The 19,957-nt window shown below is 62.7% G+C and carries 15 protein-coding genes; 2 read left to right on the forward strand and 13 right to left on the reverse strand.

Going from position 1 to position 19,957, the window contains the following annotated elements:
• Window positions 1-15: 15 nt before the first annotated feature.
• From nusB to glyA, 6 genes are all read right to left on the reverse strand, one after another.
• Entirely contained in the window at window positions 16-492 is a 477-nt protein-coding gene (nusB, locus tag EZI54_RS17655) for a transcription antitermination factor NusB (protein WP_131483220.1), read from the reverse strand.
• Window positions 492-968 carry a 6,7-dimethyl-8-ribityllumazine synthase gene (ribH, locus tag EZI54_RS17660; RefSeq protein WP_131483205.1) on the reverse strand — a complete coding sequence of 159 codons (477 nt, stop codon included), beginning with the start codon at window positions 966-968 and terminating at the stop codon, window positions 492-494. The genes nusB and ribH overlap by 1 nt, the downstream gene beginning before the upstream one ends.
• A 45-nt stretch (window positions 969-1,013) precedes the next feature.
• On the reverse strand, window positions 1,014-2,126 hold the full coding sequence (ribBA, locus tag EZI54_RS17665) for a bifunctional 3,4-dihydroxy-2-butanone-4-phosphate synthase/GTP cyclohydrolase II (protein WP_131483206.1): 1,113 nt from the start codon (window positions 2,124-2,126) through the stop codon (window positions 1,014-1,016).
• 65 nt (window positions 2,127-2,191) lie between these two features.
• Window positions 2,192-3,295: a bifunctional diaminohydroxyphosphoribosylaminopyrimidine deaminase/5-amino-6-(5-phosphoribosylamino)uracil reductase RibD gene (gene ribD, locus EZI54_RS17670; RefSeq protein WP_131483221.1), complete on the reverse strand. Its 1,104-nt coding sequence runs from the start codon at window positions 3,293-3,295 to the stop codon at window positions 2,192-2,194.
• A 51-nt stretch (window positions 3,296-3,346) separates the two neighbouring features.
• The gene (nrdR, locus tag EZI54_RS17675; protein WP_131483207.1) at window positions 3,347-3,865 is read right to left on the reverse strand and encodes a transcriptional regulator NrdR; all 519 of its coding nucleotides are present in this window, start codon (window positions 3,863-3,865) and stop codon (window positions 3,347-3,349) included.
• A gap of 58 nt (window positions 3,866-3,923) precedes the next feature.
• Window positions 3,924-5,180 carry a serine hydroxymethyltransferase gene (glyA, locus tag EZI54_RS17680; protein ID WP_131483208.1) on the reverse strand — a complete coding sequence of 419 codons (1,257 nt, stop codon included), beginning with the start codon at window positions 5,178-5,180 and terminating at the stop codon, window positions 3,924-3,926.
• Between the two features lie 253 nt (window positions 5,181-5,433).
• Between glyA and ettA the strand changes: the two genes are divergently transcribed.
• Window positions 5,434-7,095 carry an energy-dependent translational throttle protein EttA gene (gene ettA / locus EZI54_RS17685; protein ID WP_131483209.1) on the forward strand — a complete coding sequence of 554 codons (1,662 nt, stop codon included), beginning with the start codon at window positions 5,434-5,436 and terminating at the stop codon, window positions 7,093-7,095.
• A 64-nt stretch (window positions 7,096-7,159) separates the two neighbouring features.
• Window positions 7,160-8,545 (forward strand): DNA repair protein RadA, encoded by a 1,386-nt coding sequence (gene radA, locus EZI54_RS17690; protein ID WP_131483210.1) that lies wholly within the window; start codon window positions 7,160-7,162, stop codon window positions 8,543-8,545.
• A 13-nt stretch (window positions 8,546-8,558) separates the two neighbouring features.
• Here the strand turns inward: radA and EZI54_RS17695 are convergent, their stop codons facing one another.
• The 7 genes from EZI54_RS17695 to aroK form a co-directional block, all read right to left on the reverse strand.
• Window positions 8,559-8,930: a PilZ domain-containing protein gene (locus EZI54_RS17695; RefSeq protein WP_131483211.1), complete on the reverse strand. Its 372-nt coding sequence runs from the start codon at window positions 8,928-8,930 to the stop codon at window positions 8,559-8,561.
• A gap of 134 nt (window positions 8,931-9,064) precedes the next feature.
• Window positions 9,065-10,135 carry a uroporphyrinogen decarboxylase gene (hemE, locus tag EZI54_RS17700; protein ID WP_131483212.1) on the reverse strand — a complete coding sequence of 357 codons (1,071 nt, stop codon included), beginning with the start codon at window positions 10,133-10,135 and terminating at the stop codon, window positions 9,065-9,067.
• Window positions 10,136-10,174: 39 nt separating this feature from the next.
• Window positions 10,175-11,593 (reverse strand): FAD-dependent oxidoreductase, encoded by a 1,419-nt coding sequence (locus EZI54_RS17705; protein ID WP_131483213.1) that lies wholly within the window; start codon window positions 11,591-11,593, stop codon window positions 10,175-10,177.
• 70 nt (window positions 11,594-11,663) lie between these two features.
• Window positions 11,664-16,112, reverse strand: a complete 4,449-nt coding sequence (gene gltB / locus EZI54_RS17710; protein WP_131483214.1) for a glutamate synthase large subunit — start codon at window positions 16,110-16,112, stop codon at window positions 11,664-11,666.
• A gap of 278 nt (window positions 16,113-16,390) precedes the next feature.
• On the reverse strand, window positions 16,391-18,073 hold the full coding sequence (locus tag EZI54_RS17715; RefSeq protein ID WP_131483215.1) for an SPOR domain-containing protein: 1,683 nt from the start codon (window positions 18,071-18,073) through the stop codon (window positions 16,391-16,393).
• 21 nt (window positions 18,074-18,094) lie between these two features.
• Window positions 18,095-19,192: a 3-dehydroquinate synthase gene (aroB, locus tag EZI54_RS17720; RefSeq protein ID WP_131483216.1), complete on the reverse strand. Its 1,098-nt coding sequence runs from the start codon at window positions 19,190-19,192 to the stop codon at window positions 18,095-18,097.
• A complete protein-coding gene (gene aroK, locus EZI54_RS17725; protein WP_131483217.1) occupies window positions 19,185-19,751 on the reverse strand; it encodes a shikimate kinase AroK in 567 nt (188 codons plus the stop codon). The genes aroB and aroK overlap by 8 nt, the downstream gene beginning before the upstream one ends.
• Between the last annotated feature and the right edge of the window lie 206 nt (window positions 19,752-19,957).

Raw genomic sequence — 19,957 nt, forward strand, 5'->3', positions numbered from 1 at the left:
TGGCGCCGCCGGCAATCAGCGCGGCCGCGTCTCTGCCAGTCGCAGGCGTCGGCTCAGCTTGTCGAGCACGCTGTTGACGAACTTGTGCCCCTCGGTCCCGCCGAATCGTTTGGCCAGTTCAATGCCTTCGTTGATGACCACCCGATAGGGCACATCGATGCGATGCTTGAGCTCGTAGGTGCCCAAACGCAGGATGGCCAATTCGATCGGATCCACCTCGCCCAGCGGGCGATCGAGGAAAGGCTCGAAGGTCCGGTCCAGGTCGTCCTGCTCGCGATGGATGCCGCGCAACAGATCGCGGAAATAGGCGGAGTCCACCTTGGACATATCGTTATCCACCATGAATTCCGCCTCGATGTCGCTGATCGAGCTCTTGGAATAATGGCGGTGATACAGCGCCTGCATCACCAGGGCACGCGCCCGGCGCCGTTCACCGGCTCTCGGGGCGCGGCTGCCGGGCCCTTCCGGCGTGGTCGGTTCCTGGTCGCTCATCATTCACCTATCTTCTTGAACAGGCTGACCATTTCCAGCGCGGTCACGGCCGCCTCGGCCCCTTTGTTGCCGGCTTTGGTACCGGAGCGCTCGATGGCCTGCTCGATGGAATCGACGGTCAGCACACCAAAGGCCACCGGCACGTTGGTGTCCAGGCTGACGACGCCCAGGCCGCTGGACGCTTCGCCGGCCACGTAATCGAAATGCGGTGTACCGCCACGGATGACCGCGCCCAGCGCGATGATCGCATCGTACTGGCCGGTCTCGGCAACGCGCTTGACCGCCAGCGGCATTTCATAGGCGCCGGGCACCCGGATCAGGGTGATGTCGCTCTCGGCGATGCCATGGCGGCGCAACGTATCGATCGCGCCTTCAACCAGGCTTTCCACGACGAACGCATTGAAGCGGCCGACGACGAGCGCATAACGCCCGCTGCACTGGGTAAAATCACCTTCCAGCGTCTTGATTCCAGACATGTCTGACTCCTGTTTCCGGGTCCGGTTACAACGGACACCGGTGGTTTATGGGTTGAAGGGCAGGTATTCCACCACTTCCAGGTCGAAGCCGGAAATCGCGGAGAACTTGATCGGCGCACTGAGCAGACGCATCTTGCCAACCCCCAGGTCGCGCAGGATCTGGGAACCGGTGCCGACGGTGAAGTAGACGCCGGAGCTGCCCTTGGCCGCCGAACGGGGCCCTTCATCAAAGAATTCGTGAATCCGGTCATCCAGATTGTAGCTGTCTTCGCCACTGTTCAGGATGACCACCACACCACGGCCTTCCGCCCCGACTCGTTCCAGAGCCCGGTGCAGGGGCCAGCTGTGGGATCCGGTGCGACGCGCACCCAGCAGGTCACGCAGGGTGTCGGTGATGTGGACCCGCACCAGGACCGGGTCGCCTTCCTGCACATCGCCCATGGTCAGTGCCAGATGGGTGCCGCCCTGGATGGTGTCGCGATAGGTGTGCAGCTGGAACATGCCGTATTCCGTATCCAGCTCGTGCGCTTCCAGGCACTCGATGGTGCGCTCGTGCAGGGTGCGGTAGTGAATCAGGTCCGCAATGGTGCCGATTTTCAGACCGTGCCTCTCGGCAAAGGCCTCGAGATCCTCGCGTCGGGCCATGGAGCCGTCATCGTTCATGATCTCGCAGATCACGCCGGTGGGCTCGGCTCCCGCCAGAGCTGCCAGGTCACAGGAGGCCTCGGTATGACCGGCCCGACTCAGCACGCCGCCCGGGTCACTCATCAGCGGGAAGATGTGCCCCGGCTGGACGATATCGGACGGCTTGGCATCCTTGGCGGCCGCCGCCAGCACCGTCCGCGCACGATCGGCCGCGGAGATGCCGGTACTCACCCCTTCTGCTGCTTCAATCGAGAGCGTGAACTTGGTCCCGAATCCGGAGGCGTTCTTCTGCACCATCAGGGGCAGGTCCAACTGCTCGCAGCGTTCACGGGTCATGGGCATGCAGATCAGGCCGCGGCCATGCCGGGCCATGAAGTTGATGGCTTCCGGCGTGCAGAATTCCGCGGCCATGACCAGGTCACCCTCATTCTCCCGGTCCTCGTCGTCCATCAGGATGACCATCTTGCCCTGACGGATGTCCTCAATAATCTCTTCGATCGTGTTCAGTGCCATAACAGATTGCACCCTTTGTCAGAAAACAGGTCGTCACCCGATCCCGGACCGCCGCGCTGCCGTTTTCAGGCGTCTGCGGCATCCGGCGTCAGGATCAGGCGCAGGTCATCACCGAACTGGCGACGCTCGCGGACCTTCCAGAATTTGCGCTCAGCCATCCGGCTCAGCGGCAGCGTCACCGTCGGTCGACCGTCGCTGCCCAGGAACACCGGCGCCTGGTACAGCCAGAATTCATCCACCAGATTGGCCGATACGGCCGCACCGGCCAGGGTGGGCCCGGCTTCCACCAACACCTCGTTGATACCGGCCTCGGCGATTGCCCGGGCCACGGCGGGCAGTGCCAGCCGTCCGGCCATGAGCGGCAATGGCTGTATACGCGCGCCGCGGGCGGTCAGTTCGTGGGCGGCGTCACTGCTGGCCATCGTCTCGCCACAGAAAATCACGACCGGCCCGTTACCCAACACGCGGGCCGTTGGCGGCGTCCGCAGTTGGGTGTCCAGAATAATCCGCTGCGGTTGGGGGCCGGGTGGCACCGCGTCGTGCAGATCGCCCATCTCGTCCGGCCGTACGGTCAGCGACGGATCATCCGCGAGAATCGTCCCCACTCCGGTCAGTATGGCATCACTCATGGCGCGCAGGCGCTGGACGTCGCGACGGGCGGCCGGACCAGTAATCCACTGGCTTTCACCCGACGCCATCGCCGTTCGACCGTCCAGGCTGGCCGCCACCTTGACCCGGAAGAAAGGGCGCCCACGACGCATCCGATAGAGATAACCGGGATTAAGGATCTCGGCCTCGGCGGCCAGGACACCTTCGACCACCTCGATACCGGCCTCGCGCAGCCGGTGCAGGCCTGCGCCAGCCACGGACGGGTTGGGATCGATCATGGCCACCACCACCCGGCTAACACCGGCGCTCACCAGCGCATCGGCACAGGGCGGCGTGCGCCCGTAATGGCTACAGGGCTCCAGGGTCACATACGCCGTCGCGCCCCGGGCCCGTTCGCCGGCGGCACGCAGGGCGTGCACTTCAGCGTGGGGCTCGCCGGCCCGCTCGTGCCAGCCTTCGCCGACGACAGCGTCACCCTGACAGATCACGCAGCCCACGCGGGGATTGGGGTGGGTGGAGAAACGCCCGCGCCAGGCCAGTTGGATGGCGCGGGCCATCATGGCGGCGTCGGTACGGGCCTGCTCATTCCGGGAACTCAATGCGGCCGTCCTTCAGTCCTTGGAGTTGTCAGGCGCGGTCAGCGCCTTGGCGACGTCGACCGCATCCGCCTTGTCGCCCATGTGGACGGTCAGGCGTTCAATCTCTTCCTTGAACTCGTTGATATCCTGAAAACTGCGGTAGACCGAGGCAAAACGGACGTAGGCCACCTTATCGAGCTGGCGCAGCTCCGTCATCACCTCTTCGCCCAGCTCCATGGACTTGATCTCGCGCTCGCCTTTCGAGCGCAGACGGAACTTGATGCGATTGAGCGACGCCTCGATTTCCTCGATGCTGACCGGCCGCTTCTCCAGCGCCTTCATGATGCCGGAGCGCAGCTTGTCCTCATCGAAGGGCTGGCGCGTGCCGTCCTGCTTGACCACGCGGGGCATGACCAGTTCCGCCGACTCGAAGGTCGTGAACCGCTCCTTGCAGGACAGGCACTCACGGCGGCGACGCACCTGGTCACCTTCGGCCACCAGTCGTGAATCGATAACCTTGGTGTCTGCTTCACCGCAAAACGGACAATGCATCTTGGCTACTCCCAGCCCCGTCGGGGCGCCGGCCAGCGCCCCGTCAAAGTGTCAACGCTCAGCCGGCATACACCGGGAAACGCTTACACAGATCCTGGACCTGCTCGCGTACACGGTTGATGGTCGACTCGTTGTCCAGATCATCGAGGATGTCACAGATCCAGCCGGCCAGATCGCGGCACTCGCCTTCCCCGAAACCCCGGGTGGTCACCGCCGGCGTACCGATGCGCAGACCGGAGGTCACGAACGGCGAGCGCGGGTCGTTGGGCACGGCGTTCTTGTTGACGGTGATGTGTGCCTTGCCCAGAGCGGCATCGGCATCCTTACCGGTGATGTCCTGCTTGATCAGGCTCAACAGGAACAGGTGGTTCTTGGTGCCGCCGGAGACCACGTCAAAACCGCGCTCGATGAAAACGCTGGCCATGGCCTGGGCGTTCTTGATGACCTGCTTCTGGTAATCGCGGAACTCATCGCCCATGGCTTCCTTGAAGCAGACAGCCTTGCCTGCGATGACGTGCATCAGCGGGCCGCCCTGGCCGCCCGGGAATACGGCGGAGTTCAGTTTCTTCTGAATGTCTTCATCGGCACACGCCAGGATCAGGCCGCCACGGGGACCGCGCAGGGTCTTGTGGGTGGTGGTGGCGACAACGTGGGCATGGGGCATCGGGTCCGGATAGACACCGGCGGCCACCAGGCCGGCCACGTGGGCCATGTCCACAAACAGGTATGCGCCCACCTTGTCCGCGATCGCGCGGAAACGGGCGAAGTCCAGGTGCTGGGAATACGCGGAGAAACCGGCCACGATCATCTTCGGCTTGTGCTCTTCCGCCAGACGCTCGACCTCGTCGTAGTCGATCAGACCGGTGTCGGGGTCCAGACCATACTGGACAGCCTTGTAGATCTTGCCGGAGAAGTTGACGGACGCACCGTGGGTCAGGTGACCGCCATGGGCCAGGCTCATGCCCAGCACGGTATCACCCGGCTTGACCAACGCCATGTAGACGGCACTGTTGGCCTGGGAGCCGGAGTGCGGCTGAACGTTGGCGTAAGCGGCGCCGAACAGCTTCCTGGCGCGTTCGATGGCCAGAGCCTCAACCACGTCGACGTGTTCGCAGCCGCCGTAGTAGCGCTTGCCCGGGTAACCTTCAGCATACTTGTTGGTCAGGACACTACCCTGCGCTTCCATGACTCGCGGGCTGGTATAGTTCTCCGACGCAATCAGCTCGATGTGAGCTTCCTGCCGCTCGCTCTCCGCCTGGATGGCGTTCCAGACATCATCATCGAAGCCGGCGATTTTCATATCACGGTTAAACATGGATGCGCTGCCCCTGTATGGCTGATCAGAAATTTGGAGGGCCCGTATTCTAGCCCAAAAGCCCGCCTTAAATCATCTTTTAACCCGCATGATACGGGTTTTTCGCAGGCGGCGTTACAGGCCTTGCCGAATTGCCAAAACCACCCTGTTTCGCTACCGTAGTACGCCTTCTGAATCTGATCTTTTCCGGGGTCCCGACGCGGTTATCCACACCCCGGCCGTCCCCATTGCAACGAGAGGACATTGCCTGACCATGGCTCAATACGTCTACACCATGAATCGCGTGGGAAAAGTCGTCCCGCCCAAGCGCGAAATCCTCAAGGATATCTCCCTGAGCTTCTTCCCCGGCGCCAAGATCGGCGTACTGGGTCTGAACGGTGCCGGTAAGTCGACACTGCTGCGCATCATGGCCGGCGTCGACCAGGATTACATCGGCGAAGCCCGGCCCCAGCCCGGCATCAACGTGGGCTACCTGCCGCAGGAGCCGGAACTGGACGACAGCAAGACGGTCAAGGAGATCGTCGACGAGGCCGTTTCCGGCATCCACGATGCCCTGACGGAACTGGACCAGGTTTACGCCGCCTACGCCGAACCGGATGCGGACTTCGATGCCCTGGCCAAGAAACAGGGTGAGCTGGAGAGCTTCATCCAGGCCGCCGACGGTCACGACATCGAACGCAAGCTGGAAGTCGCCGCCGATGCACTGCGCCTGCCGGCATGGGATGCAAAAGTCGTCAACCTGTCCGGCGGTGAGCGCCGCCGGGTCGCCCTGTGCCGCCTGCTGCTGTCCAGCCCGGACATGCTGCTGCTGGACGAGCCCACCAACCACCTGGACGCCGAGTCCGTGGCCTGGCTCGAGCGCTTCCTGCACGACTTCAGCGGCACCGTGGTGGCCATCACCCACGACCGCTACTTCCTCGACAACGTCGCCGGCTGGATCCTGGAGCTGGACCGCGGCCAGGGCATTCCCTTCGAAGGCAACTACAGCCAGTGGCTGGAAGCCAAGGAGAAACGCCTGGAAATCGAGGCCAAGCAGGAAGTCGCCCGCCAGAAGAGCATCAAGCACGAGCTGGAATGGGTACGCAGCAATGCCAAGGGTCGCCAGTCCAAGAGCAAGGCCCGTCTGGCCCGCTTCGAGGAAATGAGCTCCCAGGATTTCCAGAAACGTAACGAGACCAACGAGCTGTACATTCCGCCCGGCCCGCGTCTGGGCGACAAGGTGATCGAGGTGGAAGGCGTGAGCAAGGCCTTCGAAGGTCGCCTGCTCTATGAGAACCTCAACTTCCGGGTACCGCCGGGCGCCATCGTCGGCATTATCGGCGGTAACGGGGCGGGTAAATCCACCCTGTTCCGCATGATCGCCGGCGTCGACCAGCCGGATGCCGGCACTATCACCGTCGGCGAGACCGTCAAGCTGGCCTACGTCGACCAGATGCGCGACCTGGACGGCGACAAGACCGTCTGGGAAGAACTGAGCGATGGCCAGGATATCATCCAGGTGGGTAACTACCAGACGCCGTCCCGCGCCTATGTGGGCCGTTTCAACTTCAAGGGCAGCGACCAGCAGAAGCGGGTCGGCGACCTGTCCGGAGGCGAGCGCAACCGCCTGCACCTGGCCAAGCTGTTGAAGGAAGGCGGCAACGTCCTGCTGCTGGACGAACCGACCAACGACCTGGATGTGGAAACCCTGCGGGCGCTGGAAGAAGCGCTGCTGAACTTCCCGGGCGCCGCGCTGGTGATCTCGCACGACCGCTGGTTCCTGGACCGTGTGGCCACCCACATCCTCGCCTTCGAGGGCGACAGCGAAGCCGTATTCTTCGAGGGCAACTTCTCCGAGTACGACGAGGACCACAAGCAGCGCAAGGGCGATTCCGCGATGGTGCCCCAGCGCATGAAGTACAAGAAACTGGCGTAAGGCCGGCACCGGCAGCCGGTCGCCCGACCGGCTGCCTCCCCTTTTCCCCGACGATCGAGCAGCCATGGCCAAGACCAAGACCGCCTACGTGTGCACCGAGTGCGGTGCGGATTACTCCAAGTGGCAGGGCCAGTGCCCGGCCTGCTCCGCCTGGAACACCATCAGCGAAGTCCGCGGCGTCAGCAGCTCGAGCGGTGGTGGCAACCGGGGTTCCCGCTTCGAGGGCTTTGCCGGCAGCCTGTCCGGTGTGCAGTCGCTGGATTCCGTCAGCCTGACCGAGCAGTCCCGCATCAGCTCCGGCATGAAGGAACTGGATCGCGTGCTGGGCGGCGGCCTGGTGGAAGGCTCGGCCATCCTGATGGGCGGCCATCCGGGTGCCGGCAAAAGTACGCTGCTGCTGCAGACGGTGTGCAACCTGGCTGGCCAGTATCCGGCGCTCTACGTCACCGGCGAGGAGTCCATGCAGCAGGTGGCCCTGCGGGCCAAGCGCCTGGGCGTGCCGACCCGCGATCTCAAGATGCTCTCCGAGACCAGTGTCGAACGCATCGTCCAGGTGGCCGAGACCGAGAAGCCCCGCATCCTGGTGGTGGACTCGATCCAGGTGATGCACGTCAGCGACGTGGAGTCGGCACCCGGCAGCGTGTCGCAGGTCCGCGAAAGCGCCGCCTACCTGACCCGCTTCGCCAAGCAGACCGGCACCATCCTGTTCCTGGTCGGCCACGTCACCAAGGACGGCAGCCTCGCCGGGCCCAAGGTGCTCGAGCACATGATCGACTGCTCCATCCTGCTGGAAGGCTCCAGCGACAGCCGCTTCCGCACCCTGCGCGGCATCAAGAACCGCTTTGGCGCGGTCAACGAACTGGGCGTGTTTGCCATGCTGGAACAGGGACTCAAAGAGGTCAAAAACCCCAGTGCCATTTTCCTCAATCGCGGTGAGGATGCCGCGCCCGGGAGTGTGGTGATGGTGGTCTGGGAAGGCACCCGACCCATGCTGGTGGAAGTCCAGGCGCTGGTGGATCTCTCGCAGGGCAGTTATCCGCGGCGGGTGGCCGTGGGCACGGACCAGAACCGGCTGGCCATGCTGCTGGCCGTCCTGCACCGCCATGGCGGCATGCACGTGGCCGACCAGGATGTGTTCGTGAACGTGGTGGGTGGCGTCAAAGTCAGTGAAACCAGTGCCGATCTGGCCATCCTGGCGGCGATCGTGTCCTCGTTCCGGGACAAGGCGCTGCCGCAGGATCTAGTGATTTTTGGCGAGGTGGGACTGTCCGGCGAAATCCGCCCGGTCCCCAGCGGCCAGGAGCGCATCTATGAGGCGGCCAAGCACGGCTTCACCCGCGCCGTGGTTCCCAAGACCAACGTGCCGCGCAAGCCGATGGAGAACATGCGGGTTATCCCCGTCACCAAGCTCAGCGAAGCGCTGGACGCCCTGCTCGATCTCTCCAACTGACGGGTGGTGGCGCTCAGTCTTTCTCGATCAGGTGGCGCAGTTCACGGTCCAGCAGGGACGGATCGCCCAGGTTGAGCTCGACCAGGCGCTTGAGGTGAGTGGCGCTGTCCAGATCGATGTACTGGCACTTGAAGCCCAGGTGATCGCCTTCCACATGGCGTAACGCCACGGCCATGACAATACCGCTGTCCAGGTCGTTCAGATGGATGGTGATTTCGAAAGGATGGTTCAGTTTGGCCGTCCAGTTTTCGGGACGGCGCACCAGCACGCCTTTCATGGAGATATCCAGCACTTCGCTGTGCCAGACGTCCTCCCCGGCGTGGATATCGCAGGGCGCATCGAACAGGATGCGTTCAAAGCGGCGACGTTCAGTCGATTGGCTCACCGTGACAGTCTCTTGTTGATGCAAGCGATTGACCTGAAAGCCGCTGAAGCACCTAACCCCTCACTTCAACGACGTCCAGCTATCACTATAGTCCCGCATACGGGCGCAACCAACCCTATCGCCTTGATCGCCGGCTACTTGCCGCCGTGGTAGGGCGGACTCAGCTCGCAGACCGCGCGAATGAAGGCATCCGCATGGGCCGGGTCCACATCCGGCGTGATGCCGTGGCCCAGGTTGAAGATATGGCCGGACCCTTCACCGAAGCGCGCCAGGATATGCGCCACTTCTTCGCGAATCCGCTCGGGCGGCGCGTACAGCATGGCCGGGTCCATATTGCCCTGCAACGCGACACGGTCGCCGACCCGGGCACGGGCCTCGCGAATGTCGGTGGTCCAGTCCAGGCCCAGGGCGTCGGCGCCGGAATCCGCCATCGCCTCCAGCCACTGGCCGCCGTTCTTGGTGAACAGGATGACCGGCACGTGACGACCTTCATGCTCGCGAATCAGGCCATCCACGATTTTCGTCATGTAAGCCAGCGAGAACTCGGCGTAGGCCCAGCTCGGCAGGACACCACCCCAGGTGTCGAAAATCTGGACGGCCTGGGCACCGGCCCGGATCTGGGCGTTCAGGTAATCGGTCACGGCATCGGCCAGCTTGCCGAGCAAGGCGTGCATCACGGCCGCCTCGCCGTAGAGCAGACGCTTGGCTTCGCGGAAGTCCCTGGAGGAGCCACCCTCAACCATGTAGGTCGCCAGCGTCCAGGGGCTGCCGGAAAAACCAATCAGCGGCACGCTGCCGTTCAGGGCCTTGCGGATGGTTGCAACGGCGGAGACCACGTAGTCCAGATCGGTTTCGGCGGTCAGCGTCGGCAATGCCTCGACGTCGGCGGCTGAACGCACCGTATTGCGGAACCTGGGACCTTCGCCCGTTTCGAAGTACAGGCCCAGCCCCATGGCATCCGGGATGGTCAGGATATCGGAAAACAGGATGGCGGCATCCAGCGGATACCGCTCCAGGGGCTGCAGGGTCACCTCACAGGCGAGCTCGGCGTTCCTGCACAGACTCATGAAGTCGCCCGCCTTGGCGCGCGTAGCCCGGTACTCCGGCAGGTAGCGCCCAGCCTGGCGCATCATCCAGACCGGTGTGCGATCCACCGGCTGGCGCTGCAATGCGCGCAGGAACCGGTCGTTCATGAGTGCTGACATAATGCCCCTTAATCAATCTGTGTCGATGTGTTGGCCGTTCTAGACGTCCAGGTAGTCGAGGATGCCTTCGGCTGCCTGACGCCCTTCCCAGATAGCGGTTACGACCAGATCCGAACCGCGGACCATATCGCCACCGGCAAAGATCTTCGGGTTGGACGTCTGGAACTGGAACTCCGCCTCCTCCGGCGCCGTGACCCGGCCGGAATCGTCGATGTTCACATCCAGCTTGTCGAACCATTCGGCCGGGCTGGGACGGAAGCCGAAAGCCACCAGGACGGCGTCCGCCGGGATCACCTCTTCACTGCCGGGCACCACTTCCGGACGACGGCGTCCGTTCTCGTCAGGCTCACCCAGACGGGTCTGGACCACCTTGATCCCCTCGACCCGATCCTCGCCGATGATGGCGATCGGCTGGCGGTTGAACATGAACTTGACGCCCTCTTCCTTGGCGTTGGCCACCTCGCGACGGGAGCCTGGCATATTCGCCTCATCCCGACGATAGGCACATGTCACGCTGGTCGCCTGCTGACGGATCGCGGTGCGGTTGCAGTCCATCGCGGTGTCACCACCGCCGAGGACCACCACGCGCAGGCCCTTCATGTCGATGAACTCGCTGTCCGTGGCGGCAAAGCCCAGGCGACGGTCGACATTGGATACCAGGTACGGAAGCGCATCGTAGACACCCGGCAGGTCCTCGCCCGGGAAGCCGCCCTTCATGTAGGTGTAGGTGCCCATGCCCATGAAGACCGCGTCGTATTCGTCGATGATGTCTTCCAGCAGGACGTCGGTACCCACGTCCGTGGACAGGCGGAATTCAACGCCCATGGATTCGAAGATCTCACGGCGGCGCGCCATTACACTCTTTTCCAGCTTGAACTCGGGGATACCGAAGGTCAGCAGGCCGCCGATTTCCGGGTAGCGATCGAACACCACCGGCTTGACGCCGTTGCGGGCCAGGACATCGGCACAGCCGAGACCGGCCGGACCGGCGCCAATCACCGCAACTTTCTTGTCCGTCCACTTGACGTGAGACAGGTCCGGGCGCCAGCCCAGGGCAAAGGCGGTGTCGGTAATGTACTTCTCCACCGAGCCGATGGTGACCGCGCCATAACCGTCGTTCAGGGTACAGGCCCCTTCACACAGACGATCCTGCGGGCAAACCCGGCCGCAGACTTCCGGCAGGGAGTTGGTCTGGTGGCACAGCTCGGCCGCCTCCAGGATGTTGCCCTCGGACACCAGCTTCAGCCAGTTCGGGATGTAATTGTGTACCGGGCACTTCCACTCGCAGTACGGATTGCCACAGTGCAGGCAGCGATGCGCCTGACTGGCAGCGTCTTCCTGCTTGAACGGGTGGTAGATTTCCTGGAATTCCTTTTTCCGCTTGCTGGCCGGAACCTTCTTCGGATCGACCCGGCCAACCTCGATAAACTGGAAATCGTTATTCAGTCTCTCTTTCATCACGCGACTCTCAAGTATTCAATTTCGATGCGGGGTTCAGGTGGCGCCGCCGAAGCGGCGCGTGCGGCCGTTATTCCGGTCGCGCCCGAGTGCTGGCCAGCAGGGTGCGCAGGCTCGCCGCCTTGGGCTTAACCAGCCAGAACCGGCCAATATAGTCATCGAAATTGTCGAGGATGTGCTCCGCCCATTCGCTCTGGGTCTCCGTCACATGCTCACGGATTACGCTGCGAAGATGGTTGCGATACGGCTCCATGTCTTCGCTGGAAATACGCTGGATTTCCACCAGCTCGTGGTTGTACTTGTCCACGAAGGTGTTCTGCTGGTCCAGGACGTAGGCGAAACCGCCGGTCATACCCGCCCCGAAGTTGTGGCCGGTATTGCCCAGTACGGTCACCAGACCGCCGGTCATGTACTCACAACAGTGATCACCCACGCCTTCAACGACGGCGTGCGCCCCGGAATTCCGGACACCGAAACGCTCACCCGTGGTGCCCGCAGCGTAGAGTTTGCCGCCGGTCGCCCCGTAGAGACAGGTGTTGCCGATGATCGACGTGTCCTGGGTCTTGAAGCTGCTTTCCCGCGGCGGACGGATAACCAGTTTGCCGCCGGTCATGCCTTTACCGACGTAGTCGTTGGCATCGCCTTCGAGGATCAGGTTCAGGCCACCGACGTTCCAGACGCCGAAGCTCTGCCCGGCCGTGCCGGTCAGCTCCAGCGTGATCGGCGCGCCGACCATACCCTGGTTGCCGTGCAACTGGGCGATTTCACCCGAGATCCGGGCGCCAATGGAGCGATCGCAGTTGGTGACGCGGTACTGCCAGGTACCACCGGCCTTATTGGTGATCGCCTCGCTCACGTCACTGACCATCTGCTCGGCCAGCGTACCTTTATCGAAAGGCGTGTTGCGTTCCACCTGACAGGTGTGTGGCTTGTCAGCCGGAATGTGATCGTTCTGCAGCAGCGGGTTCAGGTTCAACTTCTGCTGACGCGGCGTGTCACCCGGCAGCACTTCCAGCAGATCGGTCCGGCCCACCAGCTCTTCCAGACTGGTGACGCCCAGCTTGGCCATCCACTCCCGGGTTTCCGCCGCCACGAAGCGGAAGAAGTTCATCGCCATTTCGACGGTGCCCTTGAAGTGATCTTCACGCAGCTGGTCGTTCTGGGTGGCGACACCGGTCGCGCAGTTGTTCAGGTGACAGATCCGCAGGTATTTACAACCCAGCGCCACCATCGGCGTGGTGCCAAAGCCGAAGCTCTCCGCCCCCAGGATGGCCGCCTTGACCACATCCAGGCCGGTCTTCAGGCCACCGTCCGTCTGCAGGCGGATCTTGCCACGCAGGTCGTTGCCGCGCAGCGCCTGGTGCGCCTCGCTCAGGCCCAGCTCCCAGGGCGAACCGGCGTAGCGGATGGAGGTCAGCGGGCTGGCCGCCGTTCCGCCGTCGTAACCGGATACGGTAATCAGGTCGGCATAGGCCTTGGCCACGCCGGCCGCAACGGTGCCGACGCCCGGCTCGGAGACCAGTTTCACCGACACCAGCGCTTTCGGGTTGACCTGCTTGAGGTCAAATATCAGCTGTGCCAGATCCTCGATGGAATAGATATCGTGATGCGGCGGCGGCGAGATCAGGGTCACGCCCGGCACGGAATAACGCAGGCGGGCTATCAGCTCGTTGACCTTACCACCCGGCAACTGGCCACCCTCACCCGGCTTGGCGCCCTGGGCAACCTTGATCTGCATGACGTCTGCGCTGCGCAGGTACTCGGCGGTCACGCCGAAGCGGCCGGAGGCCACCTGCTTGATCTTGGAGCGTTTCTCGGTGCCGTAACGGGCCGGGTCTTCGCCGCCCTCACCGGAGTTGGAGCGGCCGCCCAGGGTGTTCATGGCCACCGCCAGCGCCTCATGGGCTTCCGGCGACAGTGCGCCCAGGGACATCGCCGCGGAATCGAAGCGCGGGAAGATGGCTTCGACCGGCTCGACCTTGTCGAGATCCACCGCCTTGATATCCTTGCGGAAAGTCAGCAGGTCCCGCAGCGTGGCCACGGGACGCTCGTTCACCAGGCCGGCGTATTCACGATAGGTACCGTAGTCGCCATCGATGACCGCACGCTGCAGGGTGTTGACCACATCCGGATTGAACGCATGGTACTCCTGGCCGTGGACGTACTTCAGCACACCGCCCTGGGAGATCGGTTTGCGCTGTTTCCAGGCATTACCGGCCAGCAGTTCCTGATCCTGCTGGAAATCGTAGAATCCGGCCCCCTGGATGCGGCTCGGCACCTCGCAGAAGCACAGATCAACCACTTCGTCAGCCAGCCCGATGGCTTCGAACAACTGGGCCCCCCGATAGGAGGTCATGGTCGAGATGCCCATCTTGGACAGGATTTTGAGCAGGCCCTTATTGATACCTTTACGGTAGTTATTCTTGGCCTCGATCGGATCCATCATGACCTCACCGGTGCGGATCAGGTCATTGAGGATCTGGTACGACAGGTAAGGGTAGACGGCCGTCGCGCCAAAACCGAAGAGCACCGCGAAGTGATGCGGGTCCCGGGCCCAGCCGGTTTCGATGATCAGGTTGGAATCGGAACGCAGCCCCTGCCGTACCAGATGGTGGTGTACGGCACCGGTCGCCATCATGGCGTTCACCGGCAGCTCGCCTTCCTTGAGGTCCTTGTCGCTCAGGATCAACAGCACCTTGCCATCGCGCACGGCCTGCTCGGCCTCGGCGCAAACGGCTTCAATGGCCTGCTTGAGCCCCAGTTCCGGGCGATAGCTCAGCCGGACGCGGGCCACTTCAAAGCCCGGTCGGTCGTTGCTCTCGATGCGCAGGAACTTGGCCGGCGACAGGACCGGCGTCGACAGGATAATCCGGTTGGCGTGATCCGGCGTTTCCTCGAAGACATTCTGCTCAGCACCCAGACAGGTTTCCAGGGACATCACGATGGATTCGCGCAGCGGATCGATCGCCGGGTTGGTCACCTGGGCAAACTTCTGACGGAAAAAGTCGGCCACGTGACGCACCTTGCTGGACAACACCGCCATCGGCGTATCGTCGCCCATCGAGCCCACAGCTTCCTGCCCGTTCTCGGCCAGCGGCCGCAGCACCTGGTCACGCTCTTCGAAGGACACGTGGAACATCTTCTGATGGACTTTCAGCTCATCGCTTTCCATCAACTTGAATTCCGGGGTGTCCTGGTTCAGCGTCGCCTCGACCCGCAGGGCATTCTCACGCAACCAGCGCTTGTAGGGCTGTGCGCTCTTCAGGCGCTGGTCGATATCCCGGGTGTGGAGGACTTCGCCGGACTCGGTATCGATGGCCAGCATCTGACCCGGTCCGACACGGCCCTTGGCCACAACGTCTTCCGGCTTGTAGCTGTAGGTGCCGATCTCGGACGCCAGTGTGATGAAGTCATCCTTGGTGATGACCCAGCGCGCCGGCCGCAGACCATTGCGGTCCAGCATGCAGACCGCATGACGTCCATCGGAAAGTACCAGACCGGCCGGACCGTCCCACGGCTCCATGTGCATGGAGTTGTACTCGTAGAAGGCCCGCAGGTCGGAATCCATGGTGTCCACATTCTGCCATGCGGGCGGAATCATCATACGTACCGCGCGGAACAGGTCGACGCCCCCGGCCAGCAGGATTTCCAGCATGTTATCCATACTGGAGGAGTCGGAACCGGTCCGGTTTACCAGCGGCTGCAGGGTCTGCAGATCCGGCAGATCCGGCGACTTGAACTTGGAGGCACGGGCGATCGCCCAGTTCCGGTTACCCTCGACGGTATTGATCTCGCCATTGTGCGCCAGGAAGCGGAATGGCTGCGCCAGCGGCCAGCGCGGCATGGTGTTGGTGGAGAAGCGCTGGTGAAAGACGCAGATGGCCGTGTGCAGATCGGGGTCGCCCAGGTCGTGATAGAAGGTGGGCAGGTCCACCGGCATCATCAGGCCTTTGTAAGAGATCGTCTTATGCGACAGGCTGCAGATGTAGAATTCGGGATCGTCGGCCATCTCGCGCTCGGCATGGCGACGCCCCAGGAACAGGCCGATGCCGAATGCCTTCTCGTCCTTGCCGGCCGGTTCCACGAAAACCTGCTCGATGCGCGGCAGACAGTCCATCGCCATCGGACCGAGACAACCGCTGTCCGTCGGCACTTCACGCCAGCCAACGACTTCCAGCCCCTGATCGACAAGATGCTTTTCCAGGGTTTTACGGCCCCGTTCCGCCTTCTTCTCGTCCTGATCGAGGAAAATCATGCCGACGCCGTAAAGGTCGCCCAGCGTCTTGCCCAGACTGGCCTTCGCAGCCTTGCGCAGGAATGCGTCGGGCTTCTGCAGCAACAAACCACAGCCGTCACCGGTCTTGCCGTCCGCCGCAATGCCACCACGGTGGGTCATGCAGGTCAGCGACTCGATGGCAGTTTGCAGCAACTTGTGGCTGGCCTCGCCCTTCATGTGGGCAATCAGGCCAAATCCACAGTTGTCCCTGAACTCACCGGGATGATACAAACCTGTCATCATAAGCGTTCTCTCACTAAAATATTCTTTTCAATCAATGGGATAGGCACAGAGCCGAGGTGCATCGCCCAATGACACTGAAAATGGGGGCTGGCTATTTTACATGCGCAGTAATACGTACTCAAATCATTGAGCACTTTTTAGCTTATTAACGGAATAAAAGATTGATTGGGTTGGAACAAAAAAGAATAAAAATCGCGCCGTATGCGCCGGGGACTACGCATTCCCTGGCGACAACGCCATGTCAGCTCCAGATCCGGCCGGCTGACAGTAGCGCGGTATCAGAGCCCGGACCGGGAGCGGATCCAGACGTCATGCTCGGACAAACCTTCGGGTAATGCGTTCAGGGCCTGCCGGGCTTCGTCACGACTGGAGAACTGTCCGTAAATCACAACATACCACGGTTTACCCTTCCGTGTAGAGCGAGTGTAGACCAGTCCGTCCACGCCCGGATGCTCATTCAGGAAATCCGTGGCGGTCTTTTCTTCATACCCCGCGATAAACTGAACCGTCAGGCCCGACCCCGAGCGCAGGGCCTCCACCGACCTGAACCGGGCGGGGTTCTGCGGCTTGAAGGCGGGTGCCGCCTTGCTCTTGGGAGCCTCGGTAACAGCCTCCGCAGGCGCCTCCATCCCGGACTGCCCTGCCACCGGTTCGGCGGGAGTGGAATCGGCTGCCGCTGTTTGACTGACAGGCTTTTCCGGCAACTCGGTCCGACCTGGCTCTGAGCCGGTCAGCGCAACCGCTTCGGAGCCGGAATCCCCGCTCGCCGGCTGCGCGCTCCCGGCCTCCGGGGCTGCTCTGTCTTCAGATATCTCGCTGGAAGCAACCGACGACGGCTCAGTCGGCTGACCGCCACCTTCAACCGGCTCTTTTTCAGGCGCGGCCTCCCGGACGGATGCCCCCTGGGTCACCACGTCATCCTGGCCTCCCAACGGCGTTTCGGGCGTCGGGCCCCGGCCCTGCCCCGCCCCATCCGTCTCGGGATGCCACGCATCCTCGCCCGGACCCAACCGAACCGTTTTTCGCGCTACCGGGGCAGGGGCTTCATCAGGCTGGTGAGCCACCACATCGTCATACTGCCATGAAACCACCAGCCAGGAAGTACCCAGAAGCGCCACGATCGCAAGCGGTAACGACCACTGGCGCGGGCTGAAACGGGGCCCCGACCTGGCGACGGGTTGATGTCCGGCGATGTCCAGCCAAACAGCGGGCGCGGTCCGCTTGAGCCGCCCGAAACTGCCCTGACCCAGTTCATGAAGCTTCTTCAGGTGACCCGCCGTCAACAGCAGCTCCGGATCACCGCCGGCCCTGGCGATCCGGGGCCGCAGGTAATCGGCTACCTCTTCCCGGGTCAGCGGGCGCAGATGTATCTGGTGCACCTGATGCTGCAGCCCGCCGCCCTCGCTATCCAGCATGTCCAGCAGTGTGTCCGAACCGGCCAGCACCGGGACTGCGGCCTGGCTCCGGTCGGCGTGGGTAAACGCCGCCACCAGCATTCGCAACAACGGGGCCGGAAGGTGGCCTGCATCGTCGACCAGCAGCACGATCCGCCGGCCTTTGAGGGTGGCTTTTTCACTCCACCTGAAGAAATTGTAGATGGCGTCGCGGACGGTTCGCCCCGTCGCCAGGCCCTGATGGGCGATGGCCAGAAGGCGATCGGCCAGGGCCTGTTCGCTGGCCAGGTCGGTACGGTTCAGGCGCTGGAAATCAAGGCGCTCCGTCTCGTGCCGAACCAGCTCCGCCAGCATTCGCGTCTTGCCGGCACCACGCGCACCGGTAACGATAATCGCCATATCACCGAATGCGGCAAGATGACGCAGGGTTTCCAGCGCATACTCGCGCTGTCCACCGGGGTAAAACGGAACATCCATGGCGAGCGGATCCTGCCCCAGGCCGTAGCGGGACTGGAGCCGCTGAAACAGGCCACCGGGATCGCTGGTCAACTGTTCATCAACTGCCATGGCACCTTCCGTGTCAGGGGGTCACGATACTCGACTGCAGAACCGGGCGAGCGTCTCTTCAAGCTTTTGCGTGGGGAAGTCGGACGTTACGACCGCCTTGCCGAGCGACTCCAACAGGACCAGGCGCAGCGCACCATCGACATTTTTTTTGTCGACCGCCATCAGCCGAAGGAAATCCTCCGGCGTCATGTCCGCAGGTGGTTCGAGCGGCAGGCCGGCACTTTGCAGGACACGGACAACACGCTCCAAGTCGTCAGCACTCAGATAACCGAGACGACAGGACAGGTCAGCCGCCATCAGCATGCCGGTTCCCACAGCTTCACCATGAAGCCAGGTGCCGTACCCGGTAAATGTCTCGATGGCATGGCCAAACGTGTGACCAAGATTGAGGATGGCGCGCAACCCGCCTTCTTTCTCGTCCACGGCGACAACGTCCGCCTTGCAGGCGCAGGACCGGTAAATGGCCTCAACCATAGCGACCGCATCCAGCGACCGGAGGGCGGCCATGTTGTCCTCCAGCCACTCCAGGAAAGCCGGCTCACGAATCAGGCCATACTTAATGACCTCCGCCAGCCCGGCGGGCAGCTCCCGTGGCGGCAGACTGCCCTGGGTATCGGTATCGATCAGCACCACCTCCGGCTGATGGAACGCGCCGATCATGTTCTTACCCAGCGGGTGGTTGATCCCCGTCTTGCCACCGACCGAAGAATCCACCTGTGACAACAGCGTGGTCGGGATCTGGATAAATTGAACGCCACGCTGGTAGCAGGCAGCGGCAAAGCCGGTCATATCGCCGATCACGCCACCGCCCAGGGCAACCAGGGTGGTTTTCCGCGTGTGCCGTTTTTCCAGCAATGCGTCAAAAATAAGGTTCAGCGTTTCCCAGTTCTTGTACCGTTCGCCGTCGGGTAACACCACACTGTCAACTGCCTTGCCGGGGAAGGATCCGGTCGCGCGCTCCAGGTACAGCGGCGCCACCGTCTCGTTGGTGACGATCAGGGCGCGATCCCCCTTGACATAGGATGACAGGTCGGCGGATCCGAGCAGTCCCTGGCCAATCAGAATCGGGTAGCTGCGGTCGCCGAGATCCACCGTTAGTGTGCGCGCGACGTCAGGCATGCTTGTGTCCTTCCTTTCTCAGGTGACGTTTCTTGCGGGAGGTGCGTGGCTTGATGCGGTTGAGGAGTTGACGCACCACAAGCCTGGGACTCTTTTTATCGGTCATCATCACGATATCAGCCAGGCGGCTGTATATCGGGTTGCGTCGGTCGAACAGGTCCTGCAGTACGGCACGGGGATCCTCCTGCTGGAGCAGGGGGCGATTGCGATCGCGCCGGGTCCGTTCGAACTGCTGATCCACCGATGTCTTGAGATAGACGATCAGCGCACCCCGACGCAGGCAGGCATGGTTTTCCTCCCGCATGACCGCTCCGCCGCCGGTGGCAATCACCGCACCGGTTTCGTGGGACAATTCTTCGAGAATATTGCTCTCGCGGGTCCGGAAGCCGCTCTCACCCTCGACGTCGAATATCCACGGGATATTGGCCCCGCAGCGCTCTTCGATGAGGCGGTCGGAGTCGATAAAGCGATAGCCCAGTTCTCTGGCCAATAGACGGCCAATCGTGCTTTTTCCAGCCCCCATCGGGCCCACGAGCACAATACGTTCCGGCAACGGCATAGTTCAGCTCAATCCAGTACAGGGCGCTGAGCATAGCACAGGCGCGATTCCTGCGATAAGCGCCCGTTTGCCTCCGCACAATCGAGTAGGAGGGGGAGTTGCCTCCCCCGTCCTCTCACACCACCGGGCATACGGTTCCGTACCACGGCGGTTCATGATTGGCTCTGAAGCCGGTTTATCGTATCCAGCAAACTGACCAGAGACAG

Origin of the sequence: Marinobacter halodurans (assembly GCF_004327985.1) — a bacterium.
Lineage (GTDB): Bacteria > Pseudomonadota > Gammaproteobacteria > Pseudomonadales > Oleiphilaceae > Marinobacter_A > Marinobacter_A halodurans.